Here is a 17,476-nt window from a genome sequence, read left to right as displayed (position 1 = left end):
GCTACGCCAGGGCGAAGTAGCGCAGCCACAGGTAGCCGGCGGACACCGCAACCGTCACCACGGTCACGACGAGGCCGTACTTGGTGAACTCCCAGAAGCTGATCGGGTGGCGGTTGCGCTCGGCGATGCCGAGGACGACGACGTTGGCGGAGGCGCCGATGGCGGTGGCGTTACCGCCGAGGTCGGCGCCGAGAGCCAGAGCCCACCACATCACGTGGTCCGGGTCGCCCCCCATGTCGCCCACGAGCTGGCTGGTGATCGGGGCCATGGTGGCCACATAGGGGATGTTGTCGACTATCCCGGAGAGCACCGCGGAGCCTCCCAGCAGCAGCATGGAGCCGCCGAGTTCGTCCCCGCCGATCGCGTCCGCGAGCGAGCCGGCCAGATCACCGATGACTCCGGTCTCGATGAGGGCGCCGACCATGACGAACAGGCCCGCGAAGAAGGCCAGGGTGGGCCACTCCACCTCACCGAGCACCTCTCCGGTCTCCACCTTCGAGATCGCGATGAGCAGGCCCGCGCCGAGGAGGGCGACGACGCTCGGCTCGTAGTGGAGCACGGGGTGCAGGACGAAGCCGGCGACGACCAGTGCGAGGACGCCCAGCCCCTGGGCCAGGAGCCGGGGATCGGTGATCGCCTCGCGCTCGCGCAGTTCCATGATCTCCGCGGCGCGCTTCTCGTCGTATACGAAGTGCCTGGCGAACATCACACGGCACATCAGCACGAGGACGGCCACCAGGACGACGCACAGCGGTGCGAGGTGGACCAGGAAGTCGTTGAACGTCAACCCTGCCCTGCTGGCGATGATGATGTTCGGCGGGTCACCCACGAGCGTGGCCGTGCCGCCGATGTTCGAGGCCAGTACCTCGGCGATCAGGAAGGGCACGGGGGACAGCCGCAGCCGGTCGCAGACCAGCAGTGTCACCGGTGCGACGAGCAGCACGGTGGTGACGTTGTCCAGCAGCGCCGAAGCCACCGCCGTGATGACGATCAACATGGCCATCACCCGGAACGGCCGGGCCTTGGCCTTCTTCACCGACCAGATCGCCAGGTACTCGAAGAGCCCGGTCCGCCTGAGCACGCCGACGATCATCATCATGCCCATGAGCAGGAAGATGACGTTCCAGTCGATGCCCGTCTCATCGGAATGGAAGGCGGCGCCGTCGTCGGTGGCACCGAGGGCGAGCATCAGACCGGCCCCGCCCAGAGCTGCCGCGACGCGGTGCACTTTCTCGCTGATGATGAGGACGTAGGCGCCGGCGAAGACGACGACGGCGGCCCAGCTGTGCCAATCGCTCACGCCCGGCCACCCGCCTCGAGGAAGTGCCTCGTCAGGGCCGCGGCCGTGACGACCCCGACGAGGCGTACCTGGTCGGCTCTGCCTCCGTGTTCGATCACGGCGACGAGGGGGACGTGCGCGCGGGCCATGACGGCCGCGATCTGGAGCACCACTGCGTCCGGGCCGACGTAGGGAGGCTTGAAGGTCCGCCGGGGGAGCCACTCGGAGACCGTCATGCCATCGAGTCCCTCGGTGAGCGCGTCCGCGTGCCGGTCGTCGATCACGGCGGCGAGCAGCGGATCCTCCATCACGTACTCGGGCACCAGTTGCCGTACCAACTGCGAACCGGGCACGACGGCGTACGGAACGCCGTCGGCGTCGAGCACCAGGAGAGCGGCCAAGTCCTTCTCGGCCAGGAGCCTCACGGCATCGATCGCGGGGTCGTCAGTGGTCACATGGGGGTAGGGCTCGGCGAGATCACGGGCTGGCACGGTGCTTCTCCTGATCGGTTGTGTCGCGCGGGACGGTGAGTCGGGTCTGGTCTCGGTGGTCGTCGTCGGACGGGATGCCCGCGAGGTCGTCGACGTGGAAGAGCCGGGCGATGGGCACGTCGGTGCTGCTGTGGGCGATGATCGAGAACGCGATGCAGACGGCGATGAGTGTGTAGGCCATCTCGCCCTGCGGGATCCCGGCCTGGAGTACGAGGAGGCCGTAGACGACCGAGGCGAAGCCCTTGGGTCCGAACCAGGCGGCGACCAGCTTCTCGCGCCGCTCGATGCGCGCGCCCAACAGTGACACGAGCAGCGACGCCGGACGGATCAGCACGATGGCAAGGACCACCGCCACGTATCCGCCCATCGAGAGGTCCCCGAACAGGGCGGGGGTCAGCAGGGCGCCGAAGACCAGCAGGGCTGCGAACTTGGCGAGTTCCGCGAGCGCCTCGCCCAGCGGCTCGAAGGCCGACTTCGACTCGGGCGAGACCGAGGCGAGCACCGCGCCGGCGGAGAACGCCGCAAGGTAGGGGTTGGCGTGGGTCAGGTGGCACGCCGCGTAGAGGATGATCCCGGTCGCCAGGGGCAGGAGGGGCTGGAGCTTCGGTTCGGCCCCGAGGAGGTGCAGGCGCACCAGTCCCGCGACGGCGAGCGGAAGCACGGTTCCGAGAACGAGGCCCAGGGCGAGTTCGAGTGCGATCTCACCCACCGACGACTGCGCCTGCCCTGAGGTGGGGCCTGCGGCGGCGATCAGGATGAGCACGACGGGCAGGGCCAGGCCGTCGTTGATGCCGCTCTCCACGTTCAGCAGCTGGCGCAACTTGGCCGGCACTTCCTTGCGCCCCACGATCGCCGAGGCGAACACGGGGTCGGTGGGGGCCAGGACGGCGCCGACGAGGAACGAGGTCGTCCAGTCCAGGCCGACCAGGTAGTGGGTGACCAGCGCCATCCCTGCCATCGCCAGTGGCATCCCCAGCCCCAGCGCCCGCGCGGGGTTCCTCCAGTTCCGGCGCAAGGTGGGGAAGGCCACGTGCATGCCGTCCGTGAACAGCACGGCGAACAGAGCCAGATCGGCCGTCACGCCCACGATCTCGCTGTCGGACGTGATGTGGATGAGCCCGAGGAATCCGTCGCTGACCAATGCCCCGCCCAGTAGGAAGAGCAGAGAGGTCGACAGCACCGTGCGGGCGGCCAGCCCGGACAGCAGCACCGCGACGAGCAGAGCTATGCCGAAGACAACGACGAGCACCATGATGTGAAGCCCCGATCTACGAAGAGAGTCGTCCCCTGTTCGCCGACCAGGCTTCCCGGCACACCACTGGCCACCTTATCCGTTCCATACGACTCTTTAACGCGTCCCTGACAGAAACGTGATCTTCGTTTCCCTGCCGGAGTCCGGCATGTACGACGTGATGCATCAGCGTCTAGTCTGGGCGCGCACCCAGAGAGGTACGAATGAATGGAAACCCGGCGTACCACGCCCTAGTCCTGGCTGCCGCGACATTGTTCCTGCTCCCGCTTCCGGTGGCGATCCTCGCCGGGTGGACTCCTCCGCGTCTCGGCGACCGCCCGATCGCGCTCCCGTACGCGTGGGCAGCACTCTGCCTTTATGCCCTGGTGCCCCTCAACGCGATCCCCCGCATGCTGAGCGCCTCGCCCACGGTGGTGATGCTCTGTTCCGGGGCCGGCCCGCTGTTCAGCCTCGCGGCCGCAGCCTGCCTCGTACGGTCGTACAGGTCGGCGCGGCGCACCCGACCTCTCAAGACCGAAAGCTGATCCCGATGCCGGACACCAGAATCCTCACCCGTCTACAGAGGCACGTCACCGAGTTCCGCATGGCAGTCTCGGCCGTCTGGGCCGGTGCCGCGTTCGCGGTGACCGGTGGCTTCCTTTACGCCTGCCACATCCGCGGCTTCCCCGAGCTGGTGATCGGCTTGTCCCTCCTCACGACCGGTCTCGTCATGCTGGGGTCGGGCACCGTGAAGCGCTGAGTTCTCAGCCCCATCGTCGGGGCGGCACCTCGTCCAAGCGCACGAAGGGTATCTTCCGTCCGGCTTCCTGGAAGGTGCCCGATGCATCCGAGGGGGCGTCCAGTGCGAGATAGCGGCAGAGGGCGCGCGCCGCCCTCGGGTGCCGGGCAGCGTATGCGGCCATCACCTCGCCGCCTTCTTCGGCGGAGAGGAAGTGGGCGTTGACCGCATGGAATCTCCGTCCGACCTGGATGGTGACCTTGGGGATGTGCCGCAAGTTTCTGTACCACTGTGCGGTGGTCCCGAATCCCGAGGCCACGGTCCAGGTCCCACGGACCGGATCATGGGCCACCACTTCCAAGCACACCTCGCGGGCCTGTCCGGACAGGCGCCCCGTGTGCTGTAGGAGAAGCATCCTCTTGCCGAAGAGCGGACCAAGGCCTATCCGGTAGAAACCGATCGGGAGCCGGGCAAATGTGCGGAGCCAGCCCGTGGGCGGCTCGGGGCGGGAACGGCTGCGCGACATCACCACGGGGCCCCCGGGTTCCACGTCCCGAGCCTGAAGGCAGCTGGTGGGTAACGGTCACATCGCAATATGATGCGCTGAGTAAACTTTTGCATAGTCTAAACGTGGCACGTGGCGAGGTACAGATCAACAGCCGAGTTCGTGTCGATCGAAATGGACGGGTGCAGCCTTCGGCCGCGCCGACGAGGACCCGGGAGTGCGACGTGGATTTCCATCGTTCCGGGAGCCTCCCGGCCAGACCCGCGCTGCTCGCGATCCCCTTCGTGGTGATGGCCGTTGTCGCGGCGACCGACGTCACAGCCGGGCCGGGTGTCGGCCTTTTGCCCTTGGTCTCCCTGGGGCCGGCCTTCGCCGGCCTGGCCGGAGGATGGCGCCGGACGGCCGCCGTAGGAGTGGTGGCGATGGCATTGTGCTGTGCGCTCGGCCTGTACGACGGCCTGTTCCAGAACCGCCGCGGGTACACCGCCCTGGCGGCGGTGGCGGGGGTGACGATCGCCGGGGTGACCGCTGCGGTGGTGCGCGGGCGTCAGGAGCGGGAGCTGGCGAACGTCCGCACGATCGCGGAAGCGGCGCAGCGGGTCCTGCTGCGACCGGTGCCGCGCAGCGCGGGGCATCTGCGCGCCGCGGTCTCATACACCTCGGCCGTTGCGGAGGCTCGGATCGGTGGGGACCTGTACGAGGTGGTGCCTGTCCCAGGGGGTGTGCGGGTGATCATCGGGGACGTGCAGGGCAAGGGGCTGGAAGCGGTCGAGACCGCCGCCACCGTATTGGGCGCCTTCCGGGAGGCCGCCCACGACGAAGCCGGGCTGCCCGGCGTCGGGGCCAGGTTGGAGCGCACCGTCCAGCGCTCACTGGAGGGCGACGGCGAGAAGTTCGTGACTGCCCTGCTGGCCGAAATCACGGAGGCGGGAGGCGTCGTCTTCCTCAACTACGGTCACCCGCCCGCCATGCTCATCCGGCCCGGACACCCGGCCGCCTTCCCCGAGCCCCGTCAGCCCGCTCCCCCCCTCGGCCTGACCTGGGGCAACGCCGAGAGCCCCGAACTCTACGGCGTCGACTTCGGCCCCGGAGACCAACTGCTCCTGTACACGGACGGTGTCTCCGAGGCGCGAAACGCCCAGGGGGCCTTTTATCCCTTGGGCGAGCGGGGCGGCATCCTGTCGGACCCCGACCCCCAGCTCGCGCTGGACGCCCTGCGCGAGGATGTCGTGGCGTACGTCGGTGCACCTCTCCACGACGACGCGGCCATGCTGCTGCTGCGCTGTCGGCAGACCGCCGAACCGACGCGTCGAGCCGTCACGTCACCGGCCCCGGCCTGAGGGCCTCCGCCGGATGCGCCGGCGGCGGGCCTGCCCGAGGAGCGCCGTCACGGCGGCGAAAGCCAGGATGATGAGGACGACCGATAGCCAGAACCACCCCTGCACTACCGCGCTCACCTCCCGGTTTCCGGTTCGCCGCGTCCGAAGGCTCACACCAGTACGGAGGAAAGCTCCCTACAGGCATGCTGGGCGTCCCGGCACCTCTCCGCACAGACAAGGCAGTGGAGGTGGTCCTTCGCCTGAGCGACACAGCGGTCCGCGCACTGCGAGCAGGCCGTGGTGCAGGCCTGGAGCAGGCCGCGCCGGAGGACGCCGTCGGAGGAGGTCCGCCGGGACAGCACCGTGGACGTCACGGCGCACAGGTCCGCGCAGTCCATGGCCGCGGTGATGCACGGCGTGAGATCGTCACCGACCTCCGCGAGACATGCGTCGGCACACACGGTGCACGCTTGGCCACACAGCAGACACGCCTCGATGCAATGGGCCAGTTTTTCCTTCTCGGAGGCCTCCGCCCGCACCGGATGAGTGTCCAGCATTGCGAACACTGTGGTGTCCATCTTCGCTCGCCTCGGATCACCGGCTCGAAGAGAGATCCCTTCACCCAGCAACTTGCCGCAACGAGGCGTTTTAAACCTCTGTCCCGATGACCGTCCCCAAGCCCTGAGGCTGCTGGACGGGCCCGGGTTCCGACCTGTTAACGTCGGTGCAGAGGGGGTGAGCGGCAACGGGAAAGGTACTTTTGTGCGCCGCTGTCGCAGTGGCCGCGCTGGCCCTCCGGAGCGCCGTCACCGACCTCAGGATCGCCGGACGCAGGCGATCACACCGGCATCGCCACGCGGTACGGCTCGCGATCACGGCCGTCGCCGTCACCGCCGTCATGATGGCTCTCCTCAGCCGGCTGGCGGGCTCGGGGGTCTGACCCATGGGGATCCCTTACACGGCTTCGCCCTGTCGGCCGGTCTGGCCACAGGAGCGATCTGCCGTCAGTGACACGGCGCCGGGTGTGGTGGCTGCCTGGGTACACGTTCCCTACCCCTCGCTTCGCCGCTGGGCGGGTTCGCTCCATCCCAGCGGGAAGAGGGAGCCCTCCGCGTCGTGCACCGCAGGCTCCCCGCCGGCCGCGTTGAACGCGGTGAGGGCTCCAACCAGCGCAGCCCGCTGGCCCGGATCGATGCGTGCGGCGATGGCCGCGATCTCTTCCCGGCGCCGGGCCGTAACTTCTTCCACGAGCCGCAGTCCGCTCGGCGTGACCGTCAGTATCGTCTCCCGGCGGTTCTCCGGATTGGGCTTTCTGTCGGCAAGTCCGGCGGTGATCAGGCGGTCGACCATGCGCATCGCCGTCGACGGATTGACCCCCAGGGCTTCGGCTAGCACCACCAGCTTTGCCGCGCCGCGGGTGGCGAGCACCACCAGCATCCGGAACTGCGCGAGCGTGACCTTGTCCTCGGCGGCCGCGAGCGAGCGGGCGGAGACCGCTACGAGGAGGCGGGAAGCGGTCAGGAGCGCGCGGGTCACGTCGTCCACGTCGCTGGTGTCGTCCACACCGGACGGGGAAGCCGCGGCGTGCGGGAGATCGGTCATACCCCCTTTCTACCGCCTGTGCTCGCCTCCGCGTTGATCCGGTCCCGTCGAAGGCTGCGGAACGGGGTGCAGAGCACGCAGGGCGCCCTGGTGGGTGAGCCACCCGATGAGGATTCCTGTGTCAGGATCCAGGACCGGAAGGCCTGACCCCGGCGCCGAGACGAGGTGGTGGAGGGCCGTACCCAGGCGCATGTCCGACGTGAGCGGCTGCGGCAGCTCGGCCAGGTCCGCAGCGGTCCTCGGCGCCCCGTCCGCGTCTTCGGGTGCCTCGGCGAGCACCTCGGCGACCGCTTGGGCGGTGAGGATTCCGCGAAAGCCTCCCTCGGCATCGGCCACGGGCAGGACTCCGTGGGGAGAGAAGGACAGGAATTCCGCCGCGTCGGCCAGGCCACATGCGGCCGCAAGCGGGTCCGGGGCTTTCTCCATCACCTCGCTGAGTCTCTGACCGCCCAGCGGTGCGTCCGGCGATGGCGCGTCCAGGTCGATGCCCCGGCGCCGGAGCTTGAGCGTGTAGATCGTGTCGCGGGACAGCAGCTTGCTGGTCAGCGTCGCGAGGACGATGGCGAGCATCAGCGGCAGGATGATCGAGTACTCGCCGGTGAGCTCGAAGAGAATCACCACGGCCGTGATCGGGGCGCGGGAAGCTCCCGCGAACACGGCGCCCATCCCCACCAGCGCGTAGGCGCCCGCGTCGCCTGCGGTCCCGGGGATCAGGTGCTGCAGGCCCGCACCGTACGCCGAGCCGAGCATGGCTCCCATGAACAGGCTGGGAGCGAAGACTCCGCCCGAGCCGCCGATGCCGATGGTCAGGCTGGTGGCGAGGATCTTGCCGGCCAGGAGGAGTAGCAGGAACAGCGCGGTGTACTCGCCCTGCGCCGCGTTCTGCAGTACCGGGTAGCCGACGCCGTACATCTCCGGGAGCGCCAGCAGCAGTAGGCCCAGCAGCACACCGCCGACGGCCGGACGCAGCCACTCCGGTCCGCGCCAGGCCCAGTCGCAGGCGTCCTCGATCGTGTAGAGGATCCGGGTGAACCCTACGCCGACCGCGCCCGCCACGATTCCGAGGACCGCGAACAGCCCGTACTCGGCAAGGTGCTCGACGTGGAAGGACGGCAGGCTGAGGAAGGCCACGTCCCCGAATGCCGCGCGCCCGATGATGCTCGCCGAGACACTGGACAGGACCAGCGCGCCGAACGACTCGATGGCGAAGTCCCGCAGGATCAGCTCCATCGCGAAGAAGACGCCCGCCAGCGGGGCGTTGAACGTGGCCGCGATGCCACCGGCCGCGCCGCAGGCGACCAGTAGCTTCATCCGCCCCTCGCCCACCCGGGCCAGACGGCCGAGGGTGGAGCCGAGTGCGGAGCCGATCTGGACGATCGGTCCCTCGCGACCTACGGACCCGCCCGAACCGATGGTCAGCGCCGAGGCGAGACCCTTGACCACCGACACGTTGGGACTGATTCGTCCACCGCGCCGGGCGACGGCCAGCATGACCTCGGGCACTCCGTGTCCCCGGGCCTCCTTGGCGAACCGGTCCACCAGCGGCCCGTAGAGCAGACCTCCGACGACCGGGGTGAGCAGCACGAAGAAAGGGCCGAGCCACGGCACGTAAGGGTTCGCCGCATGTCCCGCACCGGCGTAGTCCTCCTGTCCGGTGAACAGCCAGGTGAACGATTTGATCAGCCAGCGGAAGACGATGGAGCCCAGACCGGAGCCCACGCCTACGAGAACAGCCAGGGCGGCGAGGCCCCACTGGGCTTCACGTGCCGCAGCGAACCCGGGCCACCTCACCCCGGGAACCCGCCCCGCGGCAAAGCGTCCGCCGCCTTCCTGGTCTGCTGCGCTGCTACTCATCGGTATCCGTCGTCCCATCATTTTTGCATTATGCAAATGATGTCAAGCGCTCCGCACTCGAGCCCAGCATCCGGACGGATGCGGCCGCATCTGACCGCCCAGTCGCTAACGAAACCCTCAGGTCACCGACAAATCCATAACGTTAAAGTAGCAAATTTGGCACAGGGCAAAGACGTTATATTTTCGTTACAAACTGAAGGGGCAGGTGAAAATATGGCGATTTTCCCTATGGAAATGGTCTCGCTGTCCATGTCTCGCGCCTCCAGATAGGCCCGCTTCAGTACCACAAGTGGCCCATCTGCCGTAACCCCTTAGCTCCGTGCAATTTGCCCCATCTCTGGGTAACTTCGGCCCGCATGACTGCCCATGCAGAACTGGCCCGATACAGAAAGCACCTCTCGTCCGCTCCGACCGCCTCGACGATGCGCATCGACCGCCCCCGCCCCGGGGACGGTCCACTGCTGTGGCGCCTCGCCCGCGACTCCAGGACGCTCGATCTCAACTCGGCCTACAGCTATCTCCTCTGGTGCCGTGACTTCGCCGGCACGTCTGCTGTGGCCCGCGACTCCGCCGGACGGGTCGTCGGGTTCGTCAGCGGGTACCTCCGGCCTGACACTCCCGGAACACTGCTCGTCTGGCAGATCGCCGTCGACGAATCCGTCCGCGGTCTGGGAGTCGCTGGAGCGCTGCTCGACGGCCTCTCCGCTCACGTCGCAGCGGAACACGGACTGAACCACCTGGAAACCACCATCTCGCCCACGAACCACGCTTCAGAACGGCTGTTCGCCTCGTACGCCGAGCGGCACGGCGCCACGCTCACGCGTGAAGTGCTCTTCAGGACGGATGAGTTCCCCGAGTCCGGGCACGACACCGAGGTCCTCCACCGCATCGGACCGCTCCACTTCTGACCCGCTGGCCGCCGCAAGAGCGCCGGGACCGATGCCGCCGGCCCGCAGCCCAAACCCCCCATGCTGACTGGAGAGTTGCCTTGACCATGACCGAGCCGGTCCTGTCCGTCTTCGAGACCGTCGAGTCCGAGGTGCGCAGCTATTGCCGTGCCTGGCCCGCCGTCTTCGAGCGCGCCACGGGAAGCCGGTTGTACGACGAACGCGGCTCCGGCTACCTGGACTTCTTCGCGGGCGCCGGGTCCCTGAACTACGGCCACAACAACCCCGTCCTGAAGCGGGCCCTGCTCGACTACCTGGAGCGGGACGGCATCACGCACGGGCTCGACATGTCGACGACCGCCAAACGAGCCTTCCTGGAGACCTTCCGTTCCCACGTCCTCGAACCCCGCGCACTGAACTACAAGGTGATGTTCCCGGGTCCCACCGGGACCAACGCCGTCGAAGCGGCCCTCAAGCTGGCGCGGAAGGCCAAGGGTCGCGAGTCGGTCGTGTCCTTCACCAACGCCTTCCACGGCATGTCGCTCGGCTCCCTCGCCGTCACGGGCAACGCCTTCAAACGGGCCGGCGCCGGCATCCCCCTGGTCCACAGCACTCCCATGCCCTTCGACAACTACCTCGGCGGCAGGGTCCCCGACTTCCTCTGGTTCGAGCGGCTGCTGGAGGACCAGGGCTCCGGCCTCAACCACCCCGCTGCGGTCATCGTCGAGACGATCCAGGGCGAAGGCGGGATCAACGTGGCGCGCGCGGAATGGCTCCGCGCCCTCGCGGACCTGTGCCGGCGCCGCGACATGCTGCTGATCGTCGACGACGTACAGATGGGCTGCGGCCGGACCGGCGAGTTCTTCTCCTTCGAGGAAGCGGGCATCACCCCGGACATCGTCACGCTGTCGAAGTCCATCAGCGGCTACGGACTCCCCATGTCCCTGTGCCTGTTCAAGCCCGAACTGGATCTGTGGGAGCCGGGCGAGCACAACGGCACCTTCCGCGGCAACAACCCGGCCTTCGTCACCGCGACCGCGGCCCTGGAGACGTACTGGAGCGACGGCGCCCTGCGCGAGCGGACCCTGGTCCAGGGAGGACGCGTCGAGAGCGCGCTGCGCGAGCTGTGCGCCGAACACGGCCGGCTCGGGGCGACGTACCGCGGCCGCGGAATGGCGTGGGGCATCGAGTTCACCCACAGGGAACGCGCCGCGGCGGTGTGCCGCAGGGCCTTCGAACACGGCCTGCTCGTCGAGACCTCCGGCCCCGAGGATGAAGTCGTGAAGCTGCTCCCGCCGCTCACCATCACCACCGACGAACTCGACGAAGGCCTCGGCATCCTCGCCCGCTCCGTCCGCGAAACCGCCTGACCAGCACCCCCCACACCACGAAGGGCACCACCATGATCGTCCGCTCGTTCCGGGACATCGAGGGAACCGACCGCCACGTCAGGGCGGCATCCGGCACCTGGGAGAGCAAGCGCATCGTCCTGGCCAGGGAAGGCGTCGGCTTCTCCCTGCACGAGACCGTCCTGTACGCAGGCACGGAGACGTCCATGTGGTACGCGAACCACGTGGAGGCCGTGGTCTGCACGCAGGGCGAGGCCGAGCTCACCGACGAGGAGACAGGCCTGACCTACACGATCACACCGGGAACCATGTACCTCCTCGACGGCCACGAGCGGCACACCCTGCGCGTCAAGCACGAGTTCCGCTGCCTGTGCGTCTTCAACCCGCCCGTCACCGGCCGCGAGGACCACGACGAGAACGGCGTGTACCCACTGCTCACCGAACCTGACGACAGCTGAGAGCGATGAGAGGAGAGGCAGGCACCACCATGACCAACGCATCGTCCCGCACCACGACCGACCTGTACCCGACCCGAGGTTCCGAGGAGGTGCTCATCGGCCGCAAGGACCCCGTCGTCTGGTCCGAGCCCGGCACGCCCGGACCGATGTGGGCCCACGAGCTGGAGAGCTACGAACGCGACGGCTTCCTGCCCGTCGACCAGCTCATCACGCCCGACGAAGTGGACCTCTACCGGGCCGAGATGGACCGGCTGCTCCGCGATCCCTCGACGCTGGCCGACGACCGGTCCATCGTGGAGCCGAAGTCCCGCGAGGTCCGCTCCGTCTTCGAGGTACACCGGATCAGCGAGGCGTTCGCGGCCCTCGCCGCCGATCCGCGCATCGTGGGCCGCGCGCGACAGATCCTGGGCTCCGAGGTGTACGTGCACCAGTCCCGGATCAACGTCAAGCCCGGTTTCGGCGCCAGCGGCTTCTACTGGCACTCCGACTTCGAAACCTGGCACGCCGAGGACGGCCTGCCGCACATGCGCACCGTGTCGGTGTCCATCGCCCTGACGCCGAACTACACCACCAACGGCGGCCTGATGATCATGCCCGGCTCCCACCGGAGCTTCCTGGGCTGCGCGGGTGCGACGCCGAAGGACAACTACAAGAAGTCCCTCCAGATGCAGGACGCCGGCACCCCGTCGCACGAGGCGCTGACCAAGTTCGCCTCGGCCTGCGGCATCAAGCTCTTCACCGGCAAGGCCGGCTCGGCCACCTGGTTCGACTGCAACGCGATGCACGGCTCGGGCGACAACATCACGCCCTACCCGCGCAGCAACGTGTTCCTCGTCTTCAACAGCGTCGAGAACCGCCCGTCGAAGCCCTTCGCCGCCCCGGTGCGCCGCCCCGGATACATCGCCTCGCAGGACTTCACCCCCGTGGGCTGACCGGCCCAACCGCCCGGTCCGGCACGAACCGGGCCGGCCGGTCCCGCTCCCGCTCGCCCGGCCACCGAAAGGAACGAGATGCCCCAGCACAAGGCCCTCTCCCGAAGAGGGTTCCTCTCCCGAACGACGCTGCTCGGGGGCGCTGTCCTGGCACCGGGACTGGTGAGCGCGTGCAGCCGCACCCAGGTAGGCACCGGAGCTCCCGCCGACGACGGGAAGCTGCTGGAGAAGCTCCGCGCGCAGGGGTACGTCCGCATCGGATTCGCGGGCGAGGCCCCGTACGGGTTCAAGGACGGCAACCAGCTGGCCGGTGAGGCACCCACGCTCCACCGGGAGATCTTCTCCGCCCTCGGGGTCGCCGACCTGCGCCCCACGCTCACCGACTTCGGCGCACTGATCCCCGGACTGCTGGCCGACCGCTTCGACGTCGTCAGCGCCGGCATGGCCATCACCCCCGAGCGCTGCGCCAAAGTCGCCTTCTCCGAGCCCGAGTTTGTCTCCCCCACGGCTCTGATGGTGCCCAAGGGCAACCCCAAGGGCCTCAGCGACCTGAAGTCGGTGGCCGCAAAAGGGGTCACCGTGGGGGTGCTGACCGCCGCCGTCGAGGCGACCTATGCCAAGGGGGCCGGTGTGGGCGCCTCCTCGGTCAAGTCCCTCGCGAAGCAACAGGACGGGCTCGACGCGCTGGTGGCCGGCCGGATCGACGCCCTGGCACTGACGGGCATCTCGCTGCGCTGGCTCGCCAGGGCCAACGCGGACGCACCGGTCGAGGTCCTGGAGCCGTTCGTGCCGGAGCTGAACGGCACACCTCAGTACAGCCCCGGCGGTGCGGTCTTCCGGCCCGGCTCAACGGCCCTGCGCGACGTGTTCAACAGCGAGCTGGCGAAGATCACCGGCGATCCGGACCGCTACGTGGCTCTGATCGGCCAGTACGGGTTCACCGCACGAGAGGTACCGCCGCCCACCTTGCGCACCGTCGACCTCTGCGCCGGCTGACGAGCACCGCACATGACCGACTTCTTCGAGGAATTCGTCCAGGCCCTGCCCAGCGTCGGCGAGGGCGTGGCGGTGACCCTCCTCGCCACCGCGCTCAGCGCGGCCGTGGCACTGATCGTGGCCTTCGCCTTCGGACTCCTGACGCGATCGTCGCGGCTGCTCGTGCGGGGACCGTCCCGGTTCGCCGTCGAGTTCTTCCGCGGCACGTCCCTGTACGTACAGCTGTTCTGGCTTTTCTTCGCCCTGCCCGTGCTCGGCTTCCGTCTGGAGCCCATGGCCTGCGCCGTCGTCGCCTTCGGGCTGAACTTCGGCGCGTACGGATCCGAAGTGGTCCGCGGCGCGCTTAAAGCCGTCCCCCGGACCCAGTGGGAGGCGGCTGTGGCCCTCGGGATGAGTCCGCGGCAGCGCATGGTCAGGGTCGTGATGCCCCAGGCATGGGTGCAGATGATCCCTCCGTTCGGGAATCTGCTCATCCAGCTGCTCAAGGCCACGCCCCTGCTGTCCCTGATCACCATCGCCGACCTCACCTTCGAGATGGACCAGCTGAGGTCCCTCACGGGCAGCACCGCCCAGGCATATCTCGCCGTCCTGGTGATCTACTACGCCATCGCCGCTGTACTCAACTCGTTTATGAGGGCGGCGGAATCAGCGGCGAAGACCCGGCTCGGCCAAGACCCGAGGGGTTCCTGATGTGGTCCTGGGAAACAGCCCGCGAGGGTCTGCCGGTGGTCCTGAGCGGCTTCGGGATCACGCTGCTCGCGACCGTTCTCGGCTCGGCCGTCGCGATGGTGCTGGGCCTGGTGATCGCCGTGGCACTGCGCACGCCGACGCGCTGGGTCACTCTGCCCCTGCGGGTCATCGCCGACTTCGTCCGATCGACGCCGCTGATGATCCAGCTGTTCGCCGCGTGGGTACTCGTCCCCGGACTGGACGCGCTGACGCTGGGCATCGCGGTGCTGGGCATCCACTACGCGGCGTACACCTCCGAGGTTTACCGCGCGGGAATCGACGCGGTGGGGAAGGGGCAGTGGGAGGCCTGCGTCGCCCTCTCGCTGCCGCGGCGGCGGGTGTGGTGGGCGGTGGTGCTGCCACAGGCAGTGCGCAACGTGCTGCCCGCACTGGGCAACTACATGATCTCCATGTTCAAGGAGACCCCTTTCCTGTCGGTGATCGCCGTCCAGGAGATGGTCCACCGGGCCAACGAATACGGCAGCGTCCACTTCGCCTACCTCGAAGCCTTCACTCTGGCCGCCCTCGTCTTCCTGCTCGCGAGCTACCCCACTTCCGTACTGATGAGACGACTGGAGAAGCGCCTTGCCCAGTGAGACCGAGACGGTGGGTTCGGAGATGGTCCGCTTCGAGGGCGTGGTCAAGCGCTTCGGCGGCCACACGGTGCTGGACGGGCTCGACCTGCGGGTCGGCCGCGGCGAGCGGGTGACCTTGATCGGGCCCAGCGGCTCGGGCAAGACCACCATCCTGCGCTTGCTCATGACCCTGGAGCGGGTCACGGAAGGCGCCATCCACGTCGACGGGCAGCCCTTCTCCCACATGCCGGCGGGCCGGGGCGGCTCCCTCGTACCCGCGGACGAGAAGTACCTCGCTGGACCGCGCCGGCGCATCGGCATGGTCTTCCAGCAGTTCAACCTCTTCCCGCACATGAAGGTGCTGGAGAACGTCATGGAGGCACCTGTCCACGTACTGGGTCTGAGCCGGGAAGAGGCCGCGGAGCGGGCACGGGAGCTCCTGGATCTGGTGGGACTCGACGACAAGCACGACGCACATCCCGTGCGGCTCTCCGGTGGGCAGCAGCAGCGGGTCGCCATCGCCCGCGCCTTGGCGATGCGGCCGGGCATCCTGCTGCTGGACGAGGTCACCTCGGCATTGGACCCCGAGCTGGTGGCCGGGGTCCTCGACGTCCTGAGGGACATCGCGCGGACCACCGACATCACCATGCTGTGCGTGACCCACGAGATGGGTTTCGCACGGGACATCTCGGACCGGGTCTTCATGTTCGATCACGGCCGAGTCCTGGAGTCGGGACCTCCGGAGCAGCTCTTCGAAGCTCCCGAACAGGAGCGGACCAGGACCTTCCTGGGTGCCGTCCGGTGAGCGTCGGTACACGACATCGCAATTACCCGGGTACACATTGAGACGCATCCCACTTTGCGAGTTCCATGCGCATGCTTTAGCAAAACCTGGGAAAAAACTCGGGGTTGCCGGGGGACCGGTGCTGACCAAACAGAAACAGAAGGCTGTTAGCTCTTGTCAACACAAAGAACCATCTATGCGGCGGGCACGTGGCGGACCGCCCTCTCCGGTGACAGCCGCGAGGTCTTCGATCCGGCGGACGGACTGCCCTTCGCCTTGGTCGCCGAAGGCGGGGCAGAGGACGCCGATGCCGCCGTGGCTTCGGCGCGTGCGGCCTTCGACGCCGGCGCCTGGCCGGACACTCCGGTCGCCGAGCGGGCCGCACTGTTGCGGCGGGTCGCCTCCCTGCTGATCAGGGACCGTGAGGAACTGGCGCTGCTGGAGAGCCGGGACGCGGGCAAGACCGCCGAGGAAGGACGCATCGACATCGACTGCGTTGCCGACGCCTTCCGCTACTTCGCCGATCTGGTTCTCGCGGAAGGCGCAGGGCGCGTCGTCGACGCCGGAACGGACACCGTGCACAGCGTGGTCGTGCACGAACCGGTCGGCGTCTGCGCACTGATCACTCCATGGAACTACCCTCTGCTGCAGGCAAGTTGGAAGATCGCTCCCGCGCTGGCCGCCGGCAACACCTTCGTCATCAAGCCGAGCGAGCTGACTCCGCTGACCACCGTCGCGCTCATCGCCCTGCTGACGGAGGCGGGACTCCCGCCCGGCGTCGCGAACATCGTCACCGGCGCGGGCCAGACCGTGGGCGCCCGCCTGGCCGAGCATCCGGACGTGGACCTCGTCTCGTTCACCGGCGGCCTCGCCAGTGGGATCAAGGTGGCACAGGCAGCAGCGCCCGGTGTGAAGAAGGTGGCCCTGGAGCTGGGCGGGAAGAATCCGAACGTGGTCTTCGCCGACGCCTGCGAGACGCAGGCGGGCTTCGACACGGCGGTGGACCAGGCCCTCAACGCGGCCTTCATCCACAGCGGGCAGGTGTGCTCCGCGGGCGGCCGCCTCATCATCGAGGAGTCGGTGCGCGAGCGGTTCGTCGCCGAACTCGCCCGACGCGCGGACCGCATCCGCCTGGGCCGGGGCACCGAGAAGGACGTCGAGTGCGGACCGCTCGTTTCCCTGGCGCAGCTGGAGCGCACCGAGGGGTACGTCGCCTCGGCGCTGGCCGACGGCGCGGTCCTGCGCAGCGGTGGGGCCCGGCCGCGCCCCAGCGAGGTCCGGCCCGATGGCGGGTACTTCTACGAGCCGACGGTGCTCGACCGGTGCCACCGCCGGATGCGCGTGGTCCGCGAGGAGGTCTTCGGACCGGTGCTGACCGTGGAGACCTTCCGCACCGAGGACGAGGCCGTGTTCCTGGCCAACGACACCGAGTACGGGTTGGCGGGCGCCGTGTGGACCGCCGATGCCGGCCGGGCCCGGCGCGTGGCCGGAAGGCTTCGGCACGGAACGGTCTGGATCAACGACTTCCACCCGTACCTGCCGCAGGCCGAGTGGGGCGGCTTCGGAAAGTCCGGCACCGGACGCGAGCTCGGGCCGTCCGGGCTCGCCGAGTACCGCGAGACCAAGCACATCTACCAAAACCTCGCGCCGCGCCCCGTGCGGTGGTTCTCGGGATGACGCCGCAGCCGGGCCACCCAAGGCACGTTCGGCGCCCGGCCCGCCCCAGCAGTCGAAGACACGCACGCC

The 17,476-nt window shown here is 68.5% G+C and carries 18 protein-coding genes; 12 read left to right on the top strand and 6 right to left on the bottom strand.

Annotated features, from left to right (window positions below; genetic code table 11):
* Nucleotide 1: 1 nt before the first annotated feature.
* Genes ACIA8F_RS19695 through ACIA8F_RS19685 form a run of 3 tightly spaced genes read right to left on the bottom strand, consistent with a single transcriptional unit; the run spans nt 2 to nt 3,022 of the window.
* A complete protein-coding gene (locus ACIA8F_RS19695; protein ID WP_399380280.1) occupies nt 2-1,300 on the bottom strand; it encodes an SLC13 family permease in 1,299 nt (432 codons plus the stop codon).
* Nucleotides 1,297-1,770, bottom strand: coding sequence for a CBS domain-containing protein (locus ACIA8F_RS19690; RefSeq protein ID WP_399380278.1), 474 nt, complete (start codon nt 1,768-1,770; stop codon nt 1,297-1,299). The genes ACIA8F_RS19695 and ACIA8F_RS19690 overlap by 4 nt, the downstream gene beginning before the upstream one ends.
* Nucleotides 1,757-3,022, bottom strand: coding sequence for a cation:proton antiporter (locus tag ACIA8F_RS19685; protein ID WP_399380276.1), 1,266 nt, complete (start codon nt 3,020-3,022; stop codon nt 1,757-1,759). The genes ACIA8F_RS19690 and ACIA8F_RS19685 overlap by 14 nt, the downstream gene beginning before the upstream one ends.
* Nucleotides 3,023-3,551: 529 nt before the next feature.
* Between ACIA8F_RS19685 and ACIA8F_RS19680 the strand changes: the two genes are divergently transcribed.
* The gene (locus ACIA8F_RS19680; RefSeq protein WP_399380274.1) at nt 3,552-3,761 is read left to right on the top strand and encodes a hypothetical protein; all 210 of its coding nucleotides are present in this window, start codon (nt 3,552-3,554) and stop codon (nt 3,759-3,761) included.
* 4 nt (nt 3,762-3,765) lie between these two features.
* Here ACIA8F_RS19680 and ACIA8F_RS19675 read toward each other — a convergent pair whose 3' ends face one another.
* The gene (locus ACIA8F_RS19675) at nt 3,766-4,266 is read right to left on the bottom strand and encodes a nitroreductase family deazaflavin-dependent oxidoreductase (protein ID WP_399380395.1); all 501 of its coding nucleotides are present in this window, start codon (nt 4,264-4,266) and stop codon (nt 3,766-3,768) included.
* Between the two features lie 269 nt (nt 4,267-4,535).
* Between ACIA8F_RS19675 and ACIA8F_RS19670 the strand changes: the two genes are divergently transcribed.
* Nucleotides 4,536-5,585 (top strand): PP2C family protein-serine/threonine phosphatase, encoded by a 1,050-nt coding sequence (locus tag ACIA8F_RS19670; RefSeq protein ID WP_399380393.1) that lies wholly within the window; start codon nt 4,536-4,538, stop codon nt 5,583-5,585.
* Nucleotides 5,586-6,342: 757 nt separating this feature from the next.
* Entirely contained in the window at nt 6,343-6,504 is a 162-nt protein-coding gene (locus ACIA8F_RS19665; protein ID WP_399380272.1) for a hypothetical protein, read from the top strand.
* A gap of 110 nt (nt 6,505-6,614) precedes the next feature.
* Here the strand turns inward: ACIA8F_RS19665 and ACIA8F_RS19660 are convergent, their stop codons facing one another.
* Together ACIA8F_RS19660 and ACIA8F_RS19655 are read right to left on the bottom strand one after the other, a co-directional pair.
* Entirely contained in the window at nt 6,615-7,166 is a 552-nt protein-coding gene (locus ACIA8F_RS19660) for a MarR family winged helix-turn-helix transcriptional regulator (protein WP_399380270.1), read from the bottom strand.
* 9 nt (nt 7,167-7,175) lie between these two features.
* Nucleotides 7,176-9,020 (bottom strand): chloride channel protein, encoded by a 1,845-nt coding sequence (locus ACIA8F_RS19655; protein WP_399380268.1) that lies wholly within the window; start codon nt 9,018-9,020, stop codon nt 7,176-7,178.
* 422 nt (nt 9,021-9,442) lie between these two features.
* On the opposite strand from ACIA8F_RS19655, the gene ectA reads away from it, so the two are divergent.
* The 9 genes from ectA to ACIA8F_RS19610 all read left to right on the top strand — a co-directional run bounded on the left by ectA (nt 9,443) and on the right by ACIA8F_RS19610 (nt 17,407).
* Complete coding sequence (gene ectA / locus ACIA8F_RS19650) at nt 9,443-9,928, top strand: diaminobutyrate acetyltransferase (protein WP_399380391.1); 486 nt, start codon at nt 9,443-9,445, stop codon at nt 9,926-9,928.
* Between the two features lie 80 nt (nt 9,929-10,008).
* Complete coding sequence (gene ectB, locus ACIA8F_RS19645; RefSeq protein ID WP_399380266.1) at nt 10,009-11,277, top strand: diaminobutyrate--2-oxoglutarate transaminase; 1,269 nt, start codon at nt 10,009-10,011, stop codon at nt 11,275-11,277.
* A gap of 32 nt (nt 11,278-11,309) precedes the next feature.
* Complete coding sequence (locus ACIA8F_RS19640; protein WP_399380264.1) at nt 11,310-11,714, top strand: ectoine synthase; 405 nt, start codon at nt 11,310-11,312, stop codon at nt 11,712-11,714.
* 29 nt (nt 11,715-11,743) lie between these two features.
* Nucleotides 11,744-12,646 (top strand): ectoine hydroxylase, encoded by a 903-nt coding sequence (thpD, locus tag ACIA8F_RS19635; RefSeq protein WP_399380262.1) that lies wholly within the window; start codon nt 11,744-11,746, stop codon nt 12,644-12,646.
* A 78-nt stretch (nt 12,647-12,724) separates the two neighbouring features.
* Entirely contained in the window at nt 12,725-13,642 is a 918-nt protein-coding gene (gene ehuB, locus ACIA8F_RS19630; protein ID WP_399380259.1) for an ectoine/hydroxyectoine ABC transporter substrate-binding protein EhuB, read from the top strand.
* A 12-nt stretch (nt 13,643-13,654) separates the two neighbouring features.
* Nucleotides 13,655-14,332: an ectoine/hydroxyectoine ABC transporter permease subunit EhuC gene (ehuC, locus tag ACIA8F_RS19625; protein ID WP_399380257.1), complete on the top strand. Its 678-nt coding sequence runs from the start codon at nt 13,655-13,657 to the stop codon at nt 14,330-14,332.
* Nucleotides 14,332-14,967, top strand: a complete 636-nt coding sequence (gene ehuD / locus ACIA8F_RS19620) for an ectoine/hydroxyectoine ABC transporter permease subunit EhuD (protein ID WP_399380255.1) — start codon at nt 14,332-14,334, stop codon at nt 14,965-14,967. Before ehuC ends, ehuD begins: the two co-directional genes overlap by 1 nt.
* A gap of 22 nt (nt 14,968-14,989) precedes the next feature.
* On the top strand, nt 14,990-15,751 hold the full coding sequence (gene ehuA, locus ACIA8F_RS19615) for an ectoine/hydroxyectoine ABC transporter ATP-binding protein EhuA (RefSeq protein ID WP_399380389.1): 762 nt from the start codon (nt 14,990-14,992) through the stop codon (nt 15,749-15,751).
* Between the two features lie 153 nt (nt 15,752-15,904).
* Entirely contained in the window at nt 15,905-17,407 is a 1,503-nt protein-coding gene (locus ACIA8F_RS19610) for an aldehyde dehydrogenase family protein (protein WP_399380253.1), read from the top strand.
* Nucleotides 17,408-17,476: the final 69 nt, after the last annotated feature.

The organism is Streptomyces sp. NPDC051563, from assembly GCF_044454225.1.
Lineage (GTDB): Bacteria > Actinomycetota > Actinomycetes > Streptomycetales > Streptomycetaceae > Streptomyces.
The sequence above is the reverse complement of the archived record's forward strand: the minus strand, read 5'-3'. Positions and strand labels throughout refer to the sequence as shown.